The sequence below is a fragment of the Ruegeria sp. THAF33 genome, from assembly GCF_009363615.1.
Lineage (GTDB): Bacteria > Pseudomonadota > Alphaproteobacteria > Rhodobacterales > Rhodobacteraceae > Ruegeria.
This window is the reverse complement of sequence record NZ_CP045384.1, coordinates 3,039,534-3,054,823: the sequence shown is the minus strand read 5'-3', so window position 1 is coordinate 3,054,823 and position 15,290 is coordinate 3,039,534. Positions and strand designations below refer to the sequence as shown.

The 15,290-nt window shown below is 58.2% G+C and carries 15 protein-coding genes; 9 read left to right on the top strand and 6 right to left on the bottom strand.

The genetic code is table 11. From position 1 onward, the window contains the following. Positions 1–10: 10 nt before the first annotated feature. Together panC and panB are read right to left on the bottom strand one after the other, a co-directional pair. Entirely contained in the window at positions 11–862 is an 852-nt protein-coding gene (panC, locus tag FIU92_RS15355; RefSeq protein ID WP_152459445.1) for a pantoate--beta-alanine ligase, read from the bottom strand. Next, positions 859–1,698: a 3-methyl-2-oxobutanoate hydroxymethyltransferase gene (panB, locus tag FIU92_RS15350; RefSeq protein ID WP_152459444.1), complete on the bottom strand. Its 840-nt coding sequence runs from the start codon at positions 1,696–1,698 to the stop codon at positions 859–861. Before panB ends, panC begins: the two co-directional genes overlap by 4 nt. 169 nt (positions 1,699–1,867) lie before the next feature. On the opposite strand from panB, the gene FIU92_RS15345 reads away from it, so the two are divergent. The 6 genes from FIU92_RS15345 to FIU92_RS15320 all read left to right on the top strand — a co-directional run bounded on the left by FIU92_RS15345 (position 1,868) and on the right by FIU92_RS15320 (position 9,368). Further along, positions 1,868–3,355: an ABC transporter substrate-binding protein gene (locus FIU92_RS15345; protein WP_152459443.1), complete on the top strand. Its 1,488-nt coding sequence runs from the start codon at positions 1,868–1,870 to the stop codon at positions 3,353–3,355. A gap of 161 nt (positions 3,356–3,516) precedes the next feature. Further along, positions 3,517–4,488, top strand: a complete 972-nt coding sequence (locus FIU92_RS15340; protein ID WP_254705319.1) for a hypothetical protein — start codon at positions 3,517–3,519, stop codon at positions 4,486–4,488. 40 nt (positions 4,489–4,528) lie between these two features. Continuing rightward, positions 4,529–5,476 carry an ABC transporter permease gene (locus FIU92_RS15335; protein ID WP_152459442.1) on the top strand — a complete coding sequence of 316 codons (948 nt, stop codon included), beginning with the start codon at positions 4,529–4,531 and terminating at the stop codon, positions 5,474–5,476. Continuing rightward, positions 5,473–6,288, top strand: a complete 816-nt coding sequence (locus FIU92_RS15330; protein WP_152459441.1) for an ABC transporter permease — start codon at positions 5,473–5,475, stop codon at positions 6,286–6,288. The genes FIU92_RS15335 and FIU92_RS15330 overlap by 4 nt, the downstream gene beginning before the upstream one ends. Beyond that, positions 6,285–7,883 (top strand): ABC transporter ATP-binding protein, encoded by a 1,599-nt coding sequence (locus tag FIU92_RS15325; RefSeq protein WP_152459440.1) that lies wholly within the window; start codon positions 6,285–6,287, stop codon positions 7,881–7,883. Before FIU92_RS15330 ends, FIU92_RS15325 begins: the two co-directional genes overlap by 4 nt. A gap of 33 nt (positions 7,884–7,916) precedes the next feature. Beyond that, positions 7,917–9,368: an aldehyde dehydrogenase family protein gene (locus FIU92_RS15320; protein ID WP_152459439.1), complete on the top strand. Its 1,452-nt coding sequence runs from the start codon at positions 7,917–7,919 to the stop codon at positions 9,366–9,368. A 15-nt stretch (positions 9,369–9,383) separates the two neighbouring features. On the opposite strand, the gene FIU92_RS15315 is transcribed toward FIU92_RS15320, so the two are convergent. Continuing rightward, on the bottom strand, positions 9,384–10,544 hold the full coding sequence (locus FIU92_RS15315; protein WP_152459438.1) for a hypothetical protein: 1,161 nt from the start codon (positions 10,542–10,544) through the stop codon (positions 9,384–9,386). 87 nt (positions 10,545–10,631) lie between these two features. Next, on the bottom strand, positions 10,632–11,924 hold the full coding sequence (gene pncB / locus FIU92_RS15310) for a nicotinate phosphoribosyltransferase (RefSeq protein WP_152459437.1): 1,293 nt from the start codon (positions 11,922–11,924) through the stop codon (positions 10,632–10,634). Between the two features lie 164 nt (positions 11,925–12,088). On the opposite strand from pncB, the gene FIU92_RS15305 reads away from it, so the two are divergent. Next, positions 12,089–12,619: a hypothetical protein gene (locus FIU92_RS15305; RefSeq protein ID WP_152459436.1), complete on the top strand. Its 531-nt coding sequence runs from the start codon at positions 12,089–12,091 to the stop codon at positions 12,617–12,619. Here FIU92_RS15305 and pncA read toward each other — a convergent pair. Next, on the bottom strand, positions 12,616–13,209 hold the full coding sequence (pncA, locus tag FIU92_RS15300; RefSeq protein WP_152459435.1) for a bifunctional nicotinamidase/pyrazinamidase: 594 nt from the start codon (positions 13,207–13,209) through the stop codon (positions 12,616–12,618). The genes FIU92_RS15305 and pncA overlap by 4 nt on opposite strands. Positions 13,210–13,305: 96 nt before the next feature. On the opposite strand from pncA, the gene FIU92_RS15295 reads away from it, so the two are divergent. Beyond that, positions 13,306–14,211, top strand: coding sequence for a rhodanese-related sulfurtransferase (locus tag FIU92_RS15295; RefSeq protein WP_152459434.1), 906 nt, complete (start codon positions 13,306–13,308; stop codon positions 14,209–14,211). Positions 14,212–14,276: 65 nt separating this feature from the next. Continuing rightward, complete coding sequence (locus tag FIU92_RS15290) at positions 14,277–14,786, top strand: potassium channel family protein (protein WP_152459433.1); 510 nt, start codon at positions 14,277–14,279, stop codon at positions 14,784–14,786. A gap of 7 nt (positions 14,787–14,793) precedes the next feature. On the opposite strand, the gene FIU92_RS15285 is transcribed toward FIU92_RS15290, so the two are convergent. After that, positions 14,794–15,123 (bottom strand): hypothetical protein, encoded by a 330-nt coding sequence (locus FIU92_RS15285; protein WP_152459432.1) that lies wholly within the window; start codon positions 15,121–15,123, stop codon positions 14,794–14,796. Positions 15,124–15,290: the final 167 nt, after the last annotated feature.

The following is a 15,290-nucleotide window of genomic DNA, read 5'->3' as shown; positions in this document are numbered from 1 at the left end:
AGTGCAGAAATCAGGCCGGATTGACAGGAATATTGTCGATCAGGCGGACACCGTCGGCCCAGGCTGTGACGAACAGGCGGGCGGGTTGACTTGCGTTGGACAGGCTTTCCAGCGTCTCGGCACAGCGGAGGTCGATATACTCGACTTCGGTGAACCCGACCTTCAGCAGGGTTTCCTTGGCATCCTGCGCCAGCACGGCAAAGTCTGCGCCCTTGGCCAGATCGTCCGCCACCTGCCGCATGACGCTGTTCATTTGCTCTGCGATCTCCAATCCTTGGGGAGAAAGAAGAAGGTTGCGCGACGACATCGCCAGGCCCGAAGGTTCTCGGACAGTCGGGCAGCCGATCACCTCGATTGGGATGTTCAGATCGCGCGCCATCCGGCGGACAACCAGCAGCTGTTGATAGTCTTTTTCCCCGAAATAGGCTCGATCCGCCTGTGTTTGCAGGAACAGTTTGGCGACCACCGTGGAAACGCCTTCGAAATGTCCGGGGCGGAAAGGTCCTTCCATCACGTCGGTCAGACCGGCAACCGACACCGTCGTCGAAAAACCTTCCGGATAGATTTCCTGCGGGTCCGGCACATAGATCGCATCCACGCCATACGGGGCCAGCTTTTGGGCGTCTTCATGTTCGGTGCGGGGGTAATTTGCCAAGTCTTCGGGATTGTTGAACTGCTTGGGATTCACAAAAATCGTCACGATCACCCGGTCGCAGCCCTGTTTCGCAGCCTGCGCCAGCGACAAATGCCCCTCGTGCAGCGCACCCATGGTCGGAACCACGCCGATCCCCTCACCGTTTCGGCGCCATGTGGTGGTTTTGGCACGCAGCTCGGCCAGAGAGCGCAGAATCGGTGCGGTCATGTCTTTTGTCCTTTGGCCGGAGCCTGATCGGCAAAGACATGTTCGTCCGCCGGGAAGGTCCGCGCGCGGACTTCGGCCGCGTATTCCGCAATGGCCGCTTCGGCCAACGGACCAAGCTCGGCATAGCGTTTGACGAATTTGGGTTTGAAGGCGGTGAAAAAGCCCACCATGTCGTCCACGACCAAAATCTGCCCGTCACAGCCCGCAGATGCACCGATGCCGATGGTCGGGATCGCAATCTCTTCGGTGATCTGGTTCGCCAGACCTTGGGGCACTTTCTCCAGAACGACCGAGAACGCACCAGCCTCGGTTACGGCACGGGCGTCTGCCATGACGGCTTCAGCCTGCTCGTCCCGGCCCTGCACCTTGTAGCCGCCCAGGGTATTGATCGACTGCGGCGTCAGTCCGATATGAGCCATCACCGGAATGCCTCGTTTCACCAGAAAGCGGATGGTTTCAGCCATTTCGACCCCGCATTCCAGTTTGACCGCGCCTGCATTTGTGTGCGCCATCAGGCGTGCGGCGTTACGAAAGGCTTGTGCCGGGCCTTCCTCATAGCTTCCGAAAGGCATGTCGATGACCATCATCGCACTTTTCAGGCCGCGTGATACGGCCTGACCATGCAGGATCATCATCTCCATCGTGACCCCCAGCGTGGATTCCAGCCCGTGCAGCACCATGCCGACGCTGTCACCGACCAGCACAAAATCGCAATGGGCGTCCATCAGGCGCGCCATTGGCGTGGTATAGGCGGTCAAAGAGACCAGAGGTTCGCCGCCTTTTCGGGCGCGAATGTCCTCGGCGTTCGGGGCTTTCTTGCGGGCGGTGGCGCTCATGGATCGCTCCTGCAGTATTATGTTGCAGTGCGGCATAGCAGATCGGGAGGGGCCGAAGAAACCCCGGTTGCGCGAACATTCCCTTGATTGACCTGAGGTTTACAGGAAGACTGTCAGTAAAATGGCCCTGAAAACAAGGGCACAACCCATTTCAGTAGGGAGAGTTCACATGACAAAATTCCTGTTCCGGACATTTGCATCGACCCTGGCCGTAGGGGCCAGCCTGCTTTCCACGCAGGCTTTGGCCAAGTCGGACATCACCATTGCGATGCAGCTTGAGCCTCCGCATCTGGACCCGACTAGCGCCGCGGCGCAAGCCATCGACTCGGTGGTTTACACCAATATCTTCGAAGGCCTGACACGTTTCATGGGCGACGGCTCGGTTGTGCCCGGATTGGCGGAAAGCTGGGAGATTTCCGAAGACGGGACGGTCTATACCTTTAACCTGCATGACGGGGTGACCTTCCATGATGGCACCACCATGGACGCCGAGGATGTCAAATTCAGCCTTGACCGCGCAACCGCTGAAGACAGCGCCAATGCGCAGAAGGCCCTGTTTGCCGGTATCGAAACCGTCGAGGTCGTCGACCCGCTGACCGTGAAGGTTACCCTGTCAGAACCGAACGGAAATTTCCTGTTCAACCTGGCCTGGGGGGATGCGGTCATCGTCGCGCCGGAAAGCATAGACAACATCAAGACCAACCCGGTTGGTACCGGTGCCTATACCTTTGGAAACTGGGTGCAGGGCGACAGTATCACGCTGAACCGAAACCCCGATTACTGGGGCGAACAGCCCGAATTAGAGACTGCGACGTTCAAGTTCATCTCGGACCCGACCGCCGCTTTTGCCGCCATGATGGCCGAGGATGTCGACGTGTTTGACAACTTCCCGGCGCCGGAAAACCTGCCTCAGTTCGAGGCCGACCCGCGCTTTCAGGTCCTTGTGGGGTCGACCGAAGGTGAGACGATCCTGTCCACCAACAACAAGCAACCTCCGTTTGATGATATCCTTGTTCGTCAGGCATTGGCCCATGCCATTGACCGGCAGGCGATCATCGACGGCGCAATGTTTGGCTATGGCACGCCGATCGGAACCCACTTTGCGCCGCACAACCCGGCTTACGTCGATCTGACCGCGCAATCCGCTTACGACCCCGAAAAAGCCAGAGAGTTGCTGGCCGAGGCGGGATTCGAAAATGGGTTCGAGACCACATTGCATTTGCCCCCGCCGTCTTACGCCCGTCGTGGGGGCGAAATCATAGCGGCGCAGCTGGCCGAGGTTGGCATCACGGCCGAGATCATCAATGTGGAATGGGCCCAATGGCTGGAATCCGTGTTCAAGGGCAAGGAATTCGGTCTGACCATCGTCAGCCATACCGAGCCTATGGATATCGGTATTTATGCGCGGCCTGATTATTACTTTCAGTATGACAGCACGGATTTTCAGGCGCTGATGGACACTCTGAACACCACCACCGACCCCGAAGAACGCACCCGTTTGCTGGGTGAGGCGCAGCGCCTGATCGCAAGCGACTATGTCAATGGCTACCTGTTCCAGTTGGCCAAACTGGGCGTTGCGAAAGTCGGCGTTCAGGGCCTTTGGGAGAACGCGCCCACCGCCGCAATCGATCTGACTCAGATCAGCTGGTCCGAGTAATGTTACAGCCCGGGCCGCGCCGGGCGGCCTGGGCCTTCCATTGTGTCAGGGTGTTCTCACGTATGTTCTTGCTCCGTGCCATTCCCGTCTTGGTTTTAGGTTTTTTTCTGGTGCTCGGTTCCTCTGTCGCGGCCACGGCGCAGAATGTGTTGGGGGGTCGGATGGATGCCCTTCCCGGAACGCCCGAGAACCCGTTGAATGTTGGGATCGGAATTCGCATCGACCAGATCACCGGTGTTGATCAAAAGGCCGAAAACTATGGCGCGGTTGTGGTCTTGCGGGTGGAATGGACCGATCCGGCGCTGGCGTTTGATCCCGAGGAACTGGGGAGGGATGTCCGGGTCTTCAACCCGCCCGACCTTGCAAATCACGCGGCAAGTATCGGGTCCGTTCTGCCGGCTTTTGTCATTCACAATCAGCAGTCCAACAAGTGGATCCACGAATCCGCCGCATCCCTGCGTTACGACGGACGGGTGCTGTATGTCGAAAAATCGTCTCTTACACTCCAGGCGCCTCATTTCGATTTCCGAAAATACCCGTTCGACACGCAGGAGTTTCATTTCGAGGTCGTTTCGGTCTTTCCCTCTGAATACGTCAATTACCATCCGTTGAACGAATTCTCGGGCCTCGGAGATCAGTTGGGCGAAGAAGAATGGATTCTGAACAATGCACGGTTGGAAACATCCAGGGTCTTGGGTCTATCCGGCAAAGAAAGCGATCAGGTCGCGCTTGTTTTTGAGGGCAATCGACATCTGACCTATTACGTCATTCGGGTTTTCCTGCCGATGCTTGTCTTGATCTCGGTCGGCTGGGCGCTGTTTTTTCTGGATGAATACCGCCGGAGGATCGAGATTGCGGGCGGCAACCTGCTGGTCTTCGTCGCGTTCAACTGGGCAATATCCGCAGATCTGCCCAAGCTGGGTTATCTGACTTTTCTGGATTTTGTCCTTCAGTGTATGTTCCTGATGACCGGGGCGCTGATCGTGTTCAACGTCGCGCTGCGACGATTGAAAGTGTCCGGCAAGGAGGGGGCGGCGCGCACTTTGGACAATTATGCGATCAAGTGGATCTATCCACTGGGCTATGCCGCGATCGTTGCCTATGCGGTTTCCGCTTTCCTTCTGGTGCCTTAGACGCTGGACCCGTGCCTGATGTGACCCTAACGTGGTGCCAATGCTCCGCTACGTCCTCAAACGACTGATTTCCTTGCTTGTCAGCCTGGCCGTCGCCTCGGTGGTCATCTTCGCCGTGATCGAGGTTGCCCCGGGTGATCCGGCGTCGTTCATGCTGGGCGTCAACGCGCAGGAGGACACGCTGGCCGCGTTGCGGGCCGAGCTGGGTTTGGATGCGTCCAGGATACAGCGCTATTTCCACTGGGTTGGCGGCATGCTGGTGGGCGATTTCGGCACGTCATACACCTATCGCACACCGGTGTCGCAGATGATCGCTGACCGGCTGTGGGTATCGTTGCCCCTGGCACTTTATGCGCTGACGCTGTCCACGTTGATCGCCTTTCCCGCCGGAATTTATGCCGCTGCGCGTCGGGGCAAACCGGGGGACCTTGCAGTGATGGGGGCGACGCAGCTTGGCATCGCAGTCCCGAACTTCTGGTTCGCGATGATGCTTGTGCTGATCTTCGCCATCAATCTGCGCTGGTTCAATGCGGGCGGGTTTGCCGGTTGGAACGACGGTCTGTGGGTCGGCCTGCATTCCCTGACCCTGCCTGCCGTGGCTCTTGCCTTGCCACAGGCGGCGATTCTGGCGCGCGTCATGCGGTCGGCCTTGCTGGACATTCTGGGTGAGGATTTCATGCGCACGGCTCGGGCCAAGGGCCTGTCCCGTCGTCAGGCCCTTTGGCGGCATGGGGTGCGAAATGCGCTGATTCCGGTGCTGACCATCATCGGCTTGCAGTTTTCCTTCCTGCTGGCGGGATCGATCATAATTGAACAGGTGTTCTATCTGCCGGGCCTCGGGCGGCTGGTGTTTCAGGCCATTTCTGCCCGAGACCTCATCGTCGTGGAATCGGTCGTGATGTTGCTGGTCTTTGCCGTGATAACGGTCAATTTCCTTGTCGATCTTGCTTATGCGGCCGTGGACCCACGACTGAGGAGCAGGATATGAACCGGAACCTGATCGTTGGGGCCTTGTTGTCGTCGCTGGTGGTTCTGGCCGCGTTGGTCTCGTTCATTTGGACCCCTTACGACCATGCCGCGCTGGACATTCCCAATAAATTGCAGCCACCAAACGGGCAGCATTGGTTTGGGACCGATCATTTCGGCCGCGACATGTTCTCGATGATCATGGTCGGTGCGCGTACGTCGATTGCGGTGGCGTTGGTGGCCGTCGGCATCGGCATGGCAATCGGCGTTCCTCTTGGCCTGGCAGCGGCCGCGCGCAAAGGCTCATGGCTGGATGAGGTCATCATGCGTGGCAATGATCTGGTCTTCGCTTTCCCCTCGCTGGTGATCGCCATCCTGATCACGGCCGTCTATGGCGCCGGAGCGATCAACGCCATTGTTGCGATCGGTATTTTCAACATCCCCGTCTTTGCCCGTATCACCCGCGGGGCTGCTTTGTCGCTTTGGGAGAGAGAGTTCATCCTCGCCGCCCGTGTGTCGGGCAAAGGGGCCGCGCGGATATCGGCTGAACATATTCTGCCCAACGTGGCCAATCTGCTGATCGTGCAGGGGACCATCCAGTTCAGCCTTGGCATTCTGGCCGAAGCGGGCCTGTCATATGTAGGTCTGGGCGCTCAACCTCCAACGCCCAGCTGGGGCCGGATGCTGGCAGACGCGCAGACGATGGTCAGTTTTGCCCCGCATTTGGCTCTGATTCCGGGTCTGTCGATCATCGTCACGGTGCTGGGTCTGAACGTGTTGGGCGACGGAATGCGGGACTGGCTGGATCCCCGGATCAGGGTGGCGCGGGCATGAGTTTCTTGCAGATTGAAAACCTGTCGCTGACGATCCACGGGATACCGATTCTGAAACAGGTCAGCTTGTCGATCGACCCCGGCCAGATCGTGGCGGTGACGGGTGAAAGCGGTTCGGGCAAATCGATGACCGCATTGGCGGTAATGCAACTGCTGCCGCATGCGGCCAGCACGGAAGGTGCGATCTGGCTGGACGGTCAGGATCTGTTGACACGGTCAGAGCCCGATTTGTGCGCCTTGCGCGGCGCGTCCGTGGGGATGGTGTTTCAGGAACCGATGACAGCGCTCAATCCGGTGAAAACCATCGGTGATCAGGTGATGGAGACGATCCTGATCCACAAGGCGATGCCCCCGACCCAGGCCCGAACACGCGCCAAAGAGGTGCTGACCCGCGTCGGCCTGCCACCTGATCGGTTCCCCCTTTCCCGCTATCCGCACGAACTGTCCGGCGGGCAACGGCAACGCGTGGTCATTGCCATGGCCATCGCTCTGCGCCCCAGGCTGCTGATCGCGGACGAGCCGACGACAGCGCTGGACGTCACGACACAGGCGCAGATTCTCGACCTGCTCAAGGGGCTGGTGCGCGAATACGACATGGGGCTGCTGATGATCACCCATGATCTGGCTGTTGTCTCTGATATGGCCGACCAGATCATCGTGATGCGCCACGGAGAAGTGGTTGAAAGCGGGGCCACACAGCACCTGCTGCGTCACATGCAACACCCTTATACCCGAATGCTGTTCGAGGCGTCTGGTCATCAGGTCACTTTGCCGGAACCCGCACAACCGCAAACGTTGCTGGAGGTAACCCAGGTTGTCCGGGACTACCGATTGCCCCGAAAAGGCCTGTTGGACGCGCCGCGCCATCACCGGGCGGTGGATGGTGTCAGCTTCTGCCTCAACCGAGGCGAGCGGTTGGGGCTGGTCGGGGAATCCGGATGTGGAAAATCGACCCTGACACGGGCAATTCTGGGCCTGGAGGAGGTTCAGTCCGGTCAAATCCGGTTGGGTGGTCAGCCGGTATTCACCGGTCACAAATCCAACCTTGCCGTACGTCGAAGGATGCAGGTTGTGTTTCAGGACCCATATGGCAGCTTCAACCCCCGCCATCGTGTCGCGCGCCTGATCACCGAGCCTTTCCACTTGCTGGACACCCCGCCCACCGGATCAGATCGACAGGATCGGATCTCGGAAATATTGACGGCCGTCGGCCTCAGCCCCGACGACGCGGGCAAGTACATCCACGAATTCTCGGGCGGGCAACGACAACGGATCGCCATTGCACGCGCCCTGATCATCCGGCCCGATCTGATCCTGTTCGACGAGGCGGTTTCGGCGCTTGACGTTTCGGTCCGTGCACAGATCCTCGATCTGCTCGCTGAACTGTGCGATGCCTATGACCTGACCTATCTGTTCATCAGCCATGACCTGAGCGTTGTCCGCACGATCACCGACCGTGTGCTTGTGATGCAGTCCGGGCGGATCGTCGAACAGGGTCAGACCAAGCAGGTGTTCGAAAATCCGCAACATCCCTATACGCAAACCCTGATTGCCGCTGCGCCCCGGTTGCCCGAGATAAGGCCGCTGACGGCATAAAGTTCCTTGTTAGATCCTGATTGGAGGCCCAAAATGACCCAGAAGATTTGGTTTGATCCCACCTTGTGCCTGATCGGCGGGCGCTGGATCCGGGCGGCTGCGGGCGACAGCCTGCCCTTGATCAACCCTTCGGACGGGACCGAGATCTGCCGGATCGCCCGAGGGTCCGAGGCGGAAATCGACGCGGCGGTACAAGCCGCCCGATCTGCGTTGAATGGTGATTGGGGGCGAAAGACGGCGTTGGAACGCGGCCGCATCCTGACCCGGCTGGGCCAACTGGTGCTGGAACGGGTGGACGATCTAGCGCGGCTTGAGGCGATGGATGTCGGCAAACCGCTGACACAGGCCCGGGCAGACGCGGTCGCCCTGGCGCGCTATTGCGAGTTCTACGGCGGCGCGGCCGACAAGGTGATGGGCGAGACCATTCCCTATCTCGATGGCTACACCGTCTATACCCTGCGCGAACCGCATGGGGTGACGGGCCATATCGTGCCCTGGAACTATCCGATGCAGATTATCGGGCGTTCGGTCGGGGCGGCGTTGGCCATGGGCAACGCCTGTGTTCTGAAACCTGCGGAAGAGGCCTGTCTGACCGCGTTGGCCTTTGCCCATCTTGCGCAACAGGCCGGGCTGCCGGCCGGTGCTTTGAATGTCGTGCCCGGTCTGGGGGCCGAGGCGGGTGCGGCGCTGTCCGGACATTCGGGTGTAAACCACATCTCGTTCACCGGTTCAGTTGCCACAGGGGCCCTTGTGCAGCAGGCGGCGGGACGCAACGTGGTGCCCGTGACGCTGGAACTGGGCGGGAAATCCCCGCAATTGGTTTTTGACGATGCCGATCTGGATGCGGCGCTGCCGTTTCTGGTGAATGCGGGGATCCAAAATGCGGGCCAGACCTGTTCGGCCTCGTCCCGGATCCTGGTGCAGCGGGGCGTTTATGAGCAGGTCAGATCGCGCATGTCCCAGGCCTATGAAGAACTGACTGTCGGCCCGGCGATGCGGGATCTGCGGGTTGGGCCGTTGATCTCGGACCGGCAGAAACAGATTGTCAGGGGCTTTCTGAAAACCGCCACGGACCTGACGATCGCTGCGCAGGGACAGATTGTCGAAGACGCGCCAGAGACCGGAGCCTATGTCCGGCCCACTTTGTTCGCAGACGTGCCGCCAGATCATCAGTTGGCACAGGACGAAATTTTCGGCCCCGTCCAGGTTCTGATCCCGTTCGACACCGAAGAACAGGCCCTGACCATAGCGAATAGTACAGAGTACGGCCTTGTCGCCAGCGTCTGGACGCGGGATGGCGCGCGGCAGATGCGGTTGGCGAAAGCGCTGCACTCGGGTCAGGTTTTCATCAACAACTACGGTGCAGGCGGTGGTGTTGAACTGCCGTTTGGCGGGGTGGGAAAATCCGGCCATGGCCGCGAAAAAGGGTTCGAGGCTTTGTACGGCTTTTCACAGTTGAAGACAGTTGCCGCGTTTCACGGATAACATTTCCCAGGCAATTCAGATCAGCTTTGCTTCCAATGTATGATTGCCCCAAATCTGTGATGTCCGCGTGGCAGAATGCCCACTGAACCAACCTCCGACGACCTCGTCGGCAACGTTGGCACTGGCGGGGAACTTTTGTCTTCCGCCATCTGCCAGGATCACCAGGTCAAACCAGACCCGAACAGAATACGGCACATTGATCCGGCCTGAATTCAGGTTGTACTTGTGCCAGTGTACCGGGCAGCTCAAGAAAACGACCTTGTTGAAATGTGCCCCCATCTCGGCGGCTTTCATGACGACATTGCAGCCGTGGCTGTGGGCAACCACATCGCAGCCGTGATAAGCCTCAAGATCTATCCAGTTTTTCAAGTGTTTGGCAGCAATATGTCGGCCGCGGTCGGACCACCGGCCCTCCCATTCATAGTAGTTTTGCCCTGAATAGATGTCGTTGCGATGCGGCCTGATGTAATTGTGCAGATCTCCGACATGGGGATAGTACCATGTGGGGTCGGGATTGACTTCGAAGTGTGTGCCATGAACCAGAAGCAACCCCGGCGCACCGGCTTTCTGTTGCGCGGGCGCCGGTGGAATCTTCGAACCCGGCGGGTCTGAAATCAGAGCGGACGACAACACAGTAAGCAAATCTTGCGAGAGCGGCTCCAACTGCGCCCAACGCGCCGTAAACACACCAAGCCAAAGACGTGGCGGAAAAGATTCCGGCGAATACAGTTTGAGGCACGAACTCAGTGCGGCAAGAGCAACAATTGAATCAGGGGCCGCCAGTCCAAGCTTCAAAGCAGCGTCAATATGTTCGACGTTCGGCTGTTCTTCTGCTGCTTTGATCGCCTCGAACAAATGTTGGTAATACCCCTCAGGCTCTGGCGAAGTAAGCAGGTCAACGGGCCTTGGATCGCCGGGGCCATCAAAGAAACGCATGTATTCGTGGGCGGATATTTGGCGGTCGTCAATTGGCCGGAATCCGAGCATGACAAGCTGTTTGGACAGAACGGCATCTTCGGTTTCTTCCAAATCGCGGCCCAACAGGAAAAGGTCGCTGTCATCGCCTTCGGCTTGCAGAAACTGCGCGCGGGATATCAGGTATGCGGCGTAGGAAAAAAGTGAAAGCTCATCTCGGGATCCGCCGGTATCGTAGAAGTTCTTTGGTTCAAAAATCATTGTATCTCAACCTTAATGCTCAATGGGAATGCCTTCCAAAATAGCATCAGGTGAGGTGCCGATAAATGATGAATGCACCGCCGTGGTTCAGACGATCACCTCGATCGCCTTTTGCGCTCCGACGCCGAACACCCGCTTGTAGCGTTCGATCTGGTCCTCCGGACCCATAGCCTTTTCCGGGTTGTCCGACAGTTTGACCGTCGGGCGGCCATTGGCGGATACCGCTTTGCAGACCAATGAGAACGGCGCCAGCGCGTCATTGGGGACGAGTCCGCGAAAATCGTTGGTCAGCAAGGTTCCCCAACCGAAGGAAATATTGGCGCGGCCCGCGAACTGGGCATGCAATTCCTGAATTTTCTCGACATCCAGACCATCAGAGAAGATGATCCGTTTCCCTGTCGGGTCTTCGCCGCGTGCGTTCCACCAGTCTATTGCGACCTCGGCCGCTGCTGCCGGGTCTCCGCTGTCGATGCGAATGCCGGTCCATCCCGCCAACCAGTCAGGAGCATTGTCCAGAAACCCCTTGGTGCCATAGGTGTCGGGCAGGATGATGCGCAGGTTGCCGTCATGTTCGTCATGCCAGTCGCTGAGCACGTCATAAGGCGCCTGCGCCAACGCTTCATCCGTATCGGCCAGCGCGGAATAGACCATGGGCAGTTCATGCGCATTGGTGCCGATGGCCTCGACTTCGCGTCGCATGGCGATCAGGCAGTTCGAAGTTCCGGTAAAGGATGCGCCCAGCCCTTCGATCATCGCCTGCACGCACCAATCCTGCCACAGGAAGGAATGCCGCCGTCTGGTGCCGAAATCCGCGATCCCAAGCCCGTTTATCGAGCTCAACTTTTCGATCTTTTCCCAAACCCGGGTCATCGCGCGGGCGTAAAGCACCTGCAATTCGAACCGGCGCATATCGTTAAGCACCGCGCGCGAGCGCAGCTCCATCAACACCGCCAGCGCGGGAATTTCCCACAGCATGACCTCGTGCCACTTGCCTTCAAAGGTCAGTTCAAATTGGTCACCTTTGCGTTCAAGGTGATAGGGCGGCAGGCGCAAATTCTCGAACCACTCCATGAAGTCCGAGCGGAACATCTGCCGTTTTCCGTAGAACATGTTGCCGCGCAGCCAGGTGCTTTCCCCACGGCTGAGGCTGAGAGAGCGGATGTGATCCAGCTGTTCCCGCAGCTCTCCCTCATCGATCAAACGCGCCAGAGGTACGTGATTCGACCGGTTGATCAACGAAAAAACGACATCTGTTTGAGGCTTGTTTCGAAACACTGACTGGCACATCAGCAGTTTGTAGAAATCAGTATCGATCAAAGACCGTACAATCGGGTCAATCTTCCATTTGTGATTGTAGACGCGGGTCGCGATGTCGACCATGGGGAACTCCTGCGATTTCCGTAGTTAGATCAATCGACTCTGGAAATAGCAAGAGTCACTGATTTGGTGACAATGCCAGTTTGACGTCACAATACCGGCATATTGTGCATTGTTTTTACCGGTTAGTGAGAAGAGGGGATGGAAAGTCGAAACTGAGTTTGTGAATGGGTATCGAGTACGATTTTGATATTGTTAACGTAGCGCTGGAAGATCTGGACCCTGAAAAGCTGGGGTCTGCCTCTGATACGGAACGCCAGGTATGTGCGGTGTTCCGCGATATCAGAGCCGCGGACGCGTTGCGTGGAACATCGCCGAAAATCCGCAAGATTTTCATGGATGCCGGGTTCAGCCTCGAGTCGCGCAACAGCGGCATCGTGCCGGGTGTTTTTCCGGCCGAGGATCATGCGGATCGGGTGCGAATTCTGCGGTCGCTGTTTGACAACATCAGGACGCGTGGAATTCAGGGTGAATATTGCGGCGATTTCAACCTTTGGGATTTCTTGCACTACGTGCGAACCGCGCAACCCATGGCTGGGATCGTACGCAGCCGACCGATGCGCGTTCCGCCACCTCCGTCAAACCAGACCAACCCGGAACGTCGCACGATACCAGGGCGCATTGGGTTCGCGCTGGGTCTGGCGGTTGTTCTGTTCGTGATGATCAAGCTTCTGGCCGCTGCAGGCGCCACACCTTAGGTCAATAGGACGCCGGCATCCCGCATCGCCTGTTCGGCGGCTGCCAGCGAACCGTCCATGTCAATCGCGCGACAGGCACCCATGCGAACCGTGACGTCGAAACCCAACCTGGCGGCATCTACCGCAGAATAACGCACGCAGTAATCGGTGGCCAATCCCACAAGGGTCAAACGGTCGATGCCGCGTGTATCCAAATAGCCTTTCAGGCCTGTCGGTGTCTGGTGGTCATTCTCGAAGAATGCGGAATAGCTGTCGATGGCACTGCGGAACCCCTTGCGAAGGATCAGGTCGCCATCCGTGCGCAATTCGGGATGAAACCCGGCGCCGCGCGTGCCCTGCACGCAGTGGTCGGGCCACAGAACCTGTGGGCCATAGGGCATGTCGACCAGGTCGAACGGGTTTTTGCCATCGTGGGAACTGGCAAAAGAAGAATGCCCCGCTGGATGCCAGTCCTGAGTCAGGATCACGGCATCGAATTCATCCATCATGGCGTTTATCTGTGCGACGATCTCGTCCCCTTCTACCACGGCCAGTGCCCCGCCTGGGCAGAAGTCGTTCTGGACATCGATCACGAGCAGGGCATGGGTCATGGCGGCCTCCTTTTACCGCTCTATCGGTAGGCGGCGGCGCGCGGGGCGTCAATGCAATCCCTTGCGACTCTGGGTCTGCAAAGGTAGATCGCGCGTATGTACACAATCGCTGCCCTCTATCACTTTACACGTTTCGCGGACCCGGCCGCGTTGCGCAACCCCTTGCTGGACCTGTGCCGCGCGCAGTCTGTCACAGGTACGCTGCTGCTTGCCCAGGAAGGGATCAACGGCACGATCGCCGGCCCGCGGGCCGGAATTGACGCCGTGCTGTCACATGTCCGATCCTTGCCCGGTTGCGCTGATCTGGAGTGGAAAGAAGCGACCTCGGACCACCCGCCTTTCGGCAAGATGAAGGTGCGGTTGAAGAAAGAGATCGTGACCATGGGCCAGCCCGACGTGGACCCGCGCGCCCGCGTCGGCAACTATGTCGACCCGCAGGAGTGGAATGACCTGATCCACTCTGACGATGTGGTTTTGATCGACACGCGAAACGATTACGAAGTGGCAATCGGGACGTTTGAAGGGGCAATAGACCCTGAAACGGCCAGTTTCCGCGATTTCCCTGCATGGTGGGAACAGAACAAGGACCGCTTTCACAACAAGCGGGTCGCCATGTTCTGCACGGGCGGCATCCGTTGCGAGAAATCCACCAACTACCTGTTGGGGCAGGGGGTCGAGGATGTCTATCACCTCAAAGGCGGTATCCTGCGGTATCTTGAGGAAATCCCTGCTGAAGACAGTTCCTGGCAGGGTGAATGCTTTGTGTTCGACAATCGCGTTTCGGTTGGCCACGGTCTTGTTGAAGGGCCGCACAAGCTTTGTCATGGCTGCCGGCGTCCAATCCTGCCCGAGGATATGAAGCGCCCGGAATACGAGCATGGCGTTTCATGCCATCAATGCATCGATGAGACGTCCGATGCTGACAAAATGCGCTTTCGCGAGCGGCAAAAGCAGATCCTGCTGGCGCGGGAACGGGGTGAGGCGCATTTGCGGCAGGATTGAATTCGGGTTGCGGGCGATGCCTTTAGGTCGGATGATTGCCCGAAGACCGGATTGAAGGGGCGTTCATGCACCGCAAACCCACGACATTGGACGAATGGAAATCGACCCTGATTGCGGCACTGGGGCTGGTCCTTGCTAGCTTCCTGGCTTGGTATGGCCTGTCCCGCCTGAGCGAGGCGGCTGCGGGCGATACGATTGGCACAGTCGCCTCAATCGGGCTGTTGATCTGGCTGGTGTCACAGTCCTGGTATTACATGACACAGGTGAAATCGCCCCGCAGGCTTTTGTTTCTGATGGGTGTTTCGTTCATACAGGTTGTTCCATTCCTGTTCGCCGCAGTTTACGGGGCCTTTGGGTATAACGACCACTGTGTCATTGGTGCGCAGGGTCCGGGGGATATCCTGTATTTTTCCTATGTCACCTTTACCACAGTCGGATATGGCGACATGTCCCCGACCGGTCTGTGCCGTGGGCTCGCCGTGTCCGAGGCCGTAACAGGCTATATCCTACTGGGTATGTTTGTTGCCGCAGCAGTTTCGCTTTATGCCCGCAACCACAATCCGGATAGACCCTAATTCGGGACTATTTGTTGTGATCGATCCAGCGCGACATCATTTTCTTGTCGCGGAAACACTCGGATGGGATCGGGCGGCGCTTGCTGCGTGAAATCCGCTCGGCAAACGCGACTTGTTTTCCCGTCGGGTAATTGTCGAACTGCGAGGTCCCGCGTGGTTTGTGGGCTGAAATCCAGTCAGACAAAAGCCGCCGGTCACGCTGTGCCTCAACCGGAATCTCAAGGGCTGACTTCTCGGCAATCGCACGCGCATACCGCATCTGCCGATCGGTGACCGGAAGCAGGTGATAGTCGTTGTTCGGCCCGTTCAGGGCTGTGGGGCGTGTTTGCTGGGTCATCGGTTTGTCCTCTGACTATGTAGAACATAAATAGAACATTAACCAAAAATTTCAAGGTTTGCGGGGTTTGACAGGCGTGAAACCGCCCCTTTGATGATTTTATTGACTGGTCAATCAATAACCGATAGGCCGATTTTCGACTGACCATTTGTCCCGTCCTGACGGGT

Bases quoted from the DNA above. Each gene is read 5' to 3' on its own strand.
- FIU92_RS15290 (WP_152459433.1), top strand. From the start codon at position 14,277: ATGCACCGCAAACCCACGACATTGGACGAATGGAAATCGACCCTGATT.
- FIU92_RS15320 (WP_152459439.1), top strand. From the start codon at position 7,917: ATGACCCAGAAGATTTGGTTTGATCCCACCTTGTGCCTGATCGGCGGG.
- pncB (WP_152459437.1), bottom strand. From the start codon at position 11,924: ATGGTCGACATCGCGACCCGCGTCTACAATCACAAATGGAAGATTGAC.
- FIU92_RS15285 (WP_152459432.1), bottom strand. From the start codon at position 15,123: ATGACCCAGCAAACACGCCCCACAGCCCTGAACGGGCCGAACAACGAC.
- FIU92_RS15335 (WP_152459442.1), top strand. From the start codon at position 4,529: ATGCTCCGCTACGTCCTCAAACGACTGATTTCCTTGCTTGTCAGCCTG.
- pncA (WP_152459435.1), bottom strand. From the start codon at position 13,209: ATGACCCATGCCCTGCTCGTGATCGATGTCCAGAACGACTTCTGCCCA.
- panB (WP_152459444.1), bottom strand. From the start codon at position 1,698: ATGAGCGCCACCGCCCGCAAGAAAGCCCCGAACGCCGAGGACATTCGC.
- FIU92_RS15340 (WP_254705319.1), top strand. From the start codon at position 3,517: ATGGATGCCCTTCCCGGAACGCCCGAGAACCCGTTGAATGTTGGGATC.
- FIU92_RS15345 (WP_152459443.1), top strand. From the start codon at position 1,868: ATGACAAAATTCCTGTTCCGGACATTTGCATCGACCCTGGCCGTAGGG.
- FIU92_RS15295 (WP_152459434.1), top strand. From the start codon at position 13,306: ATGTACACAATCGCTGCCCTCTATCACTTTACACGTTTCGCGGACCCG.
- FIU92_RS15330 (WP_152459441.1), top strand. From the start codon at position 5,473: ATGAACCGGAACCTGATCGTTGGGGCCTTGTTGTCGTCGCTGGTGGTT.
- FIU92_RS15325 (WP_152459440.1), top strand. From the start codon at position 6,285: ATGAGTTTCTTGCAGATTGAAAACCTGTCGCTGACGATCCACGGGATA.
- FIU92_RS15315 (WP_152459438.1), bottom strand. From the start codon at position 10,544: ATGATTTTTGAACCAAAGAACTTCTACGATACCGGCGGATCCCGAGAT.
- panC (WP_152459445.1), bottom strand. From the start codon at position 862: ATGACCGCACCGATTCTGCGCTCTCTGGCCGAGCTGCGTGCCAAAACC.
- FIU92_RS15305 (WP_152459436.1), top strand. From the start codon at position 12,089: ATGGGTATCGAGTACGATTTTGATATTGTTAACGTAGCGCTGGAAGAT.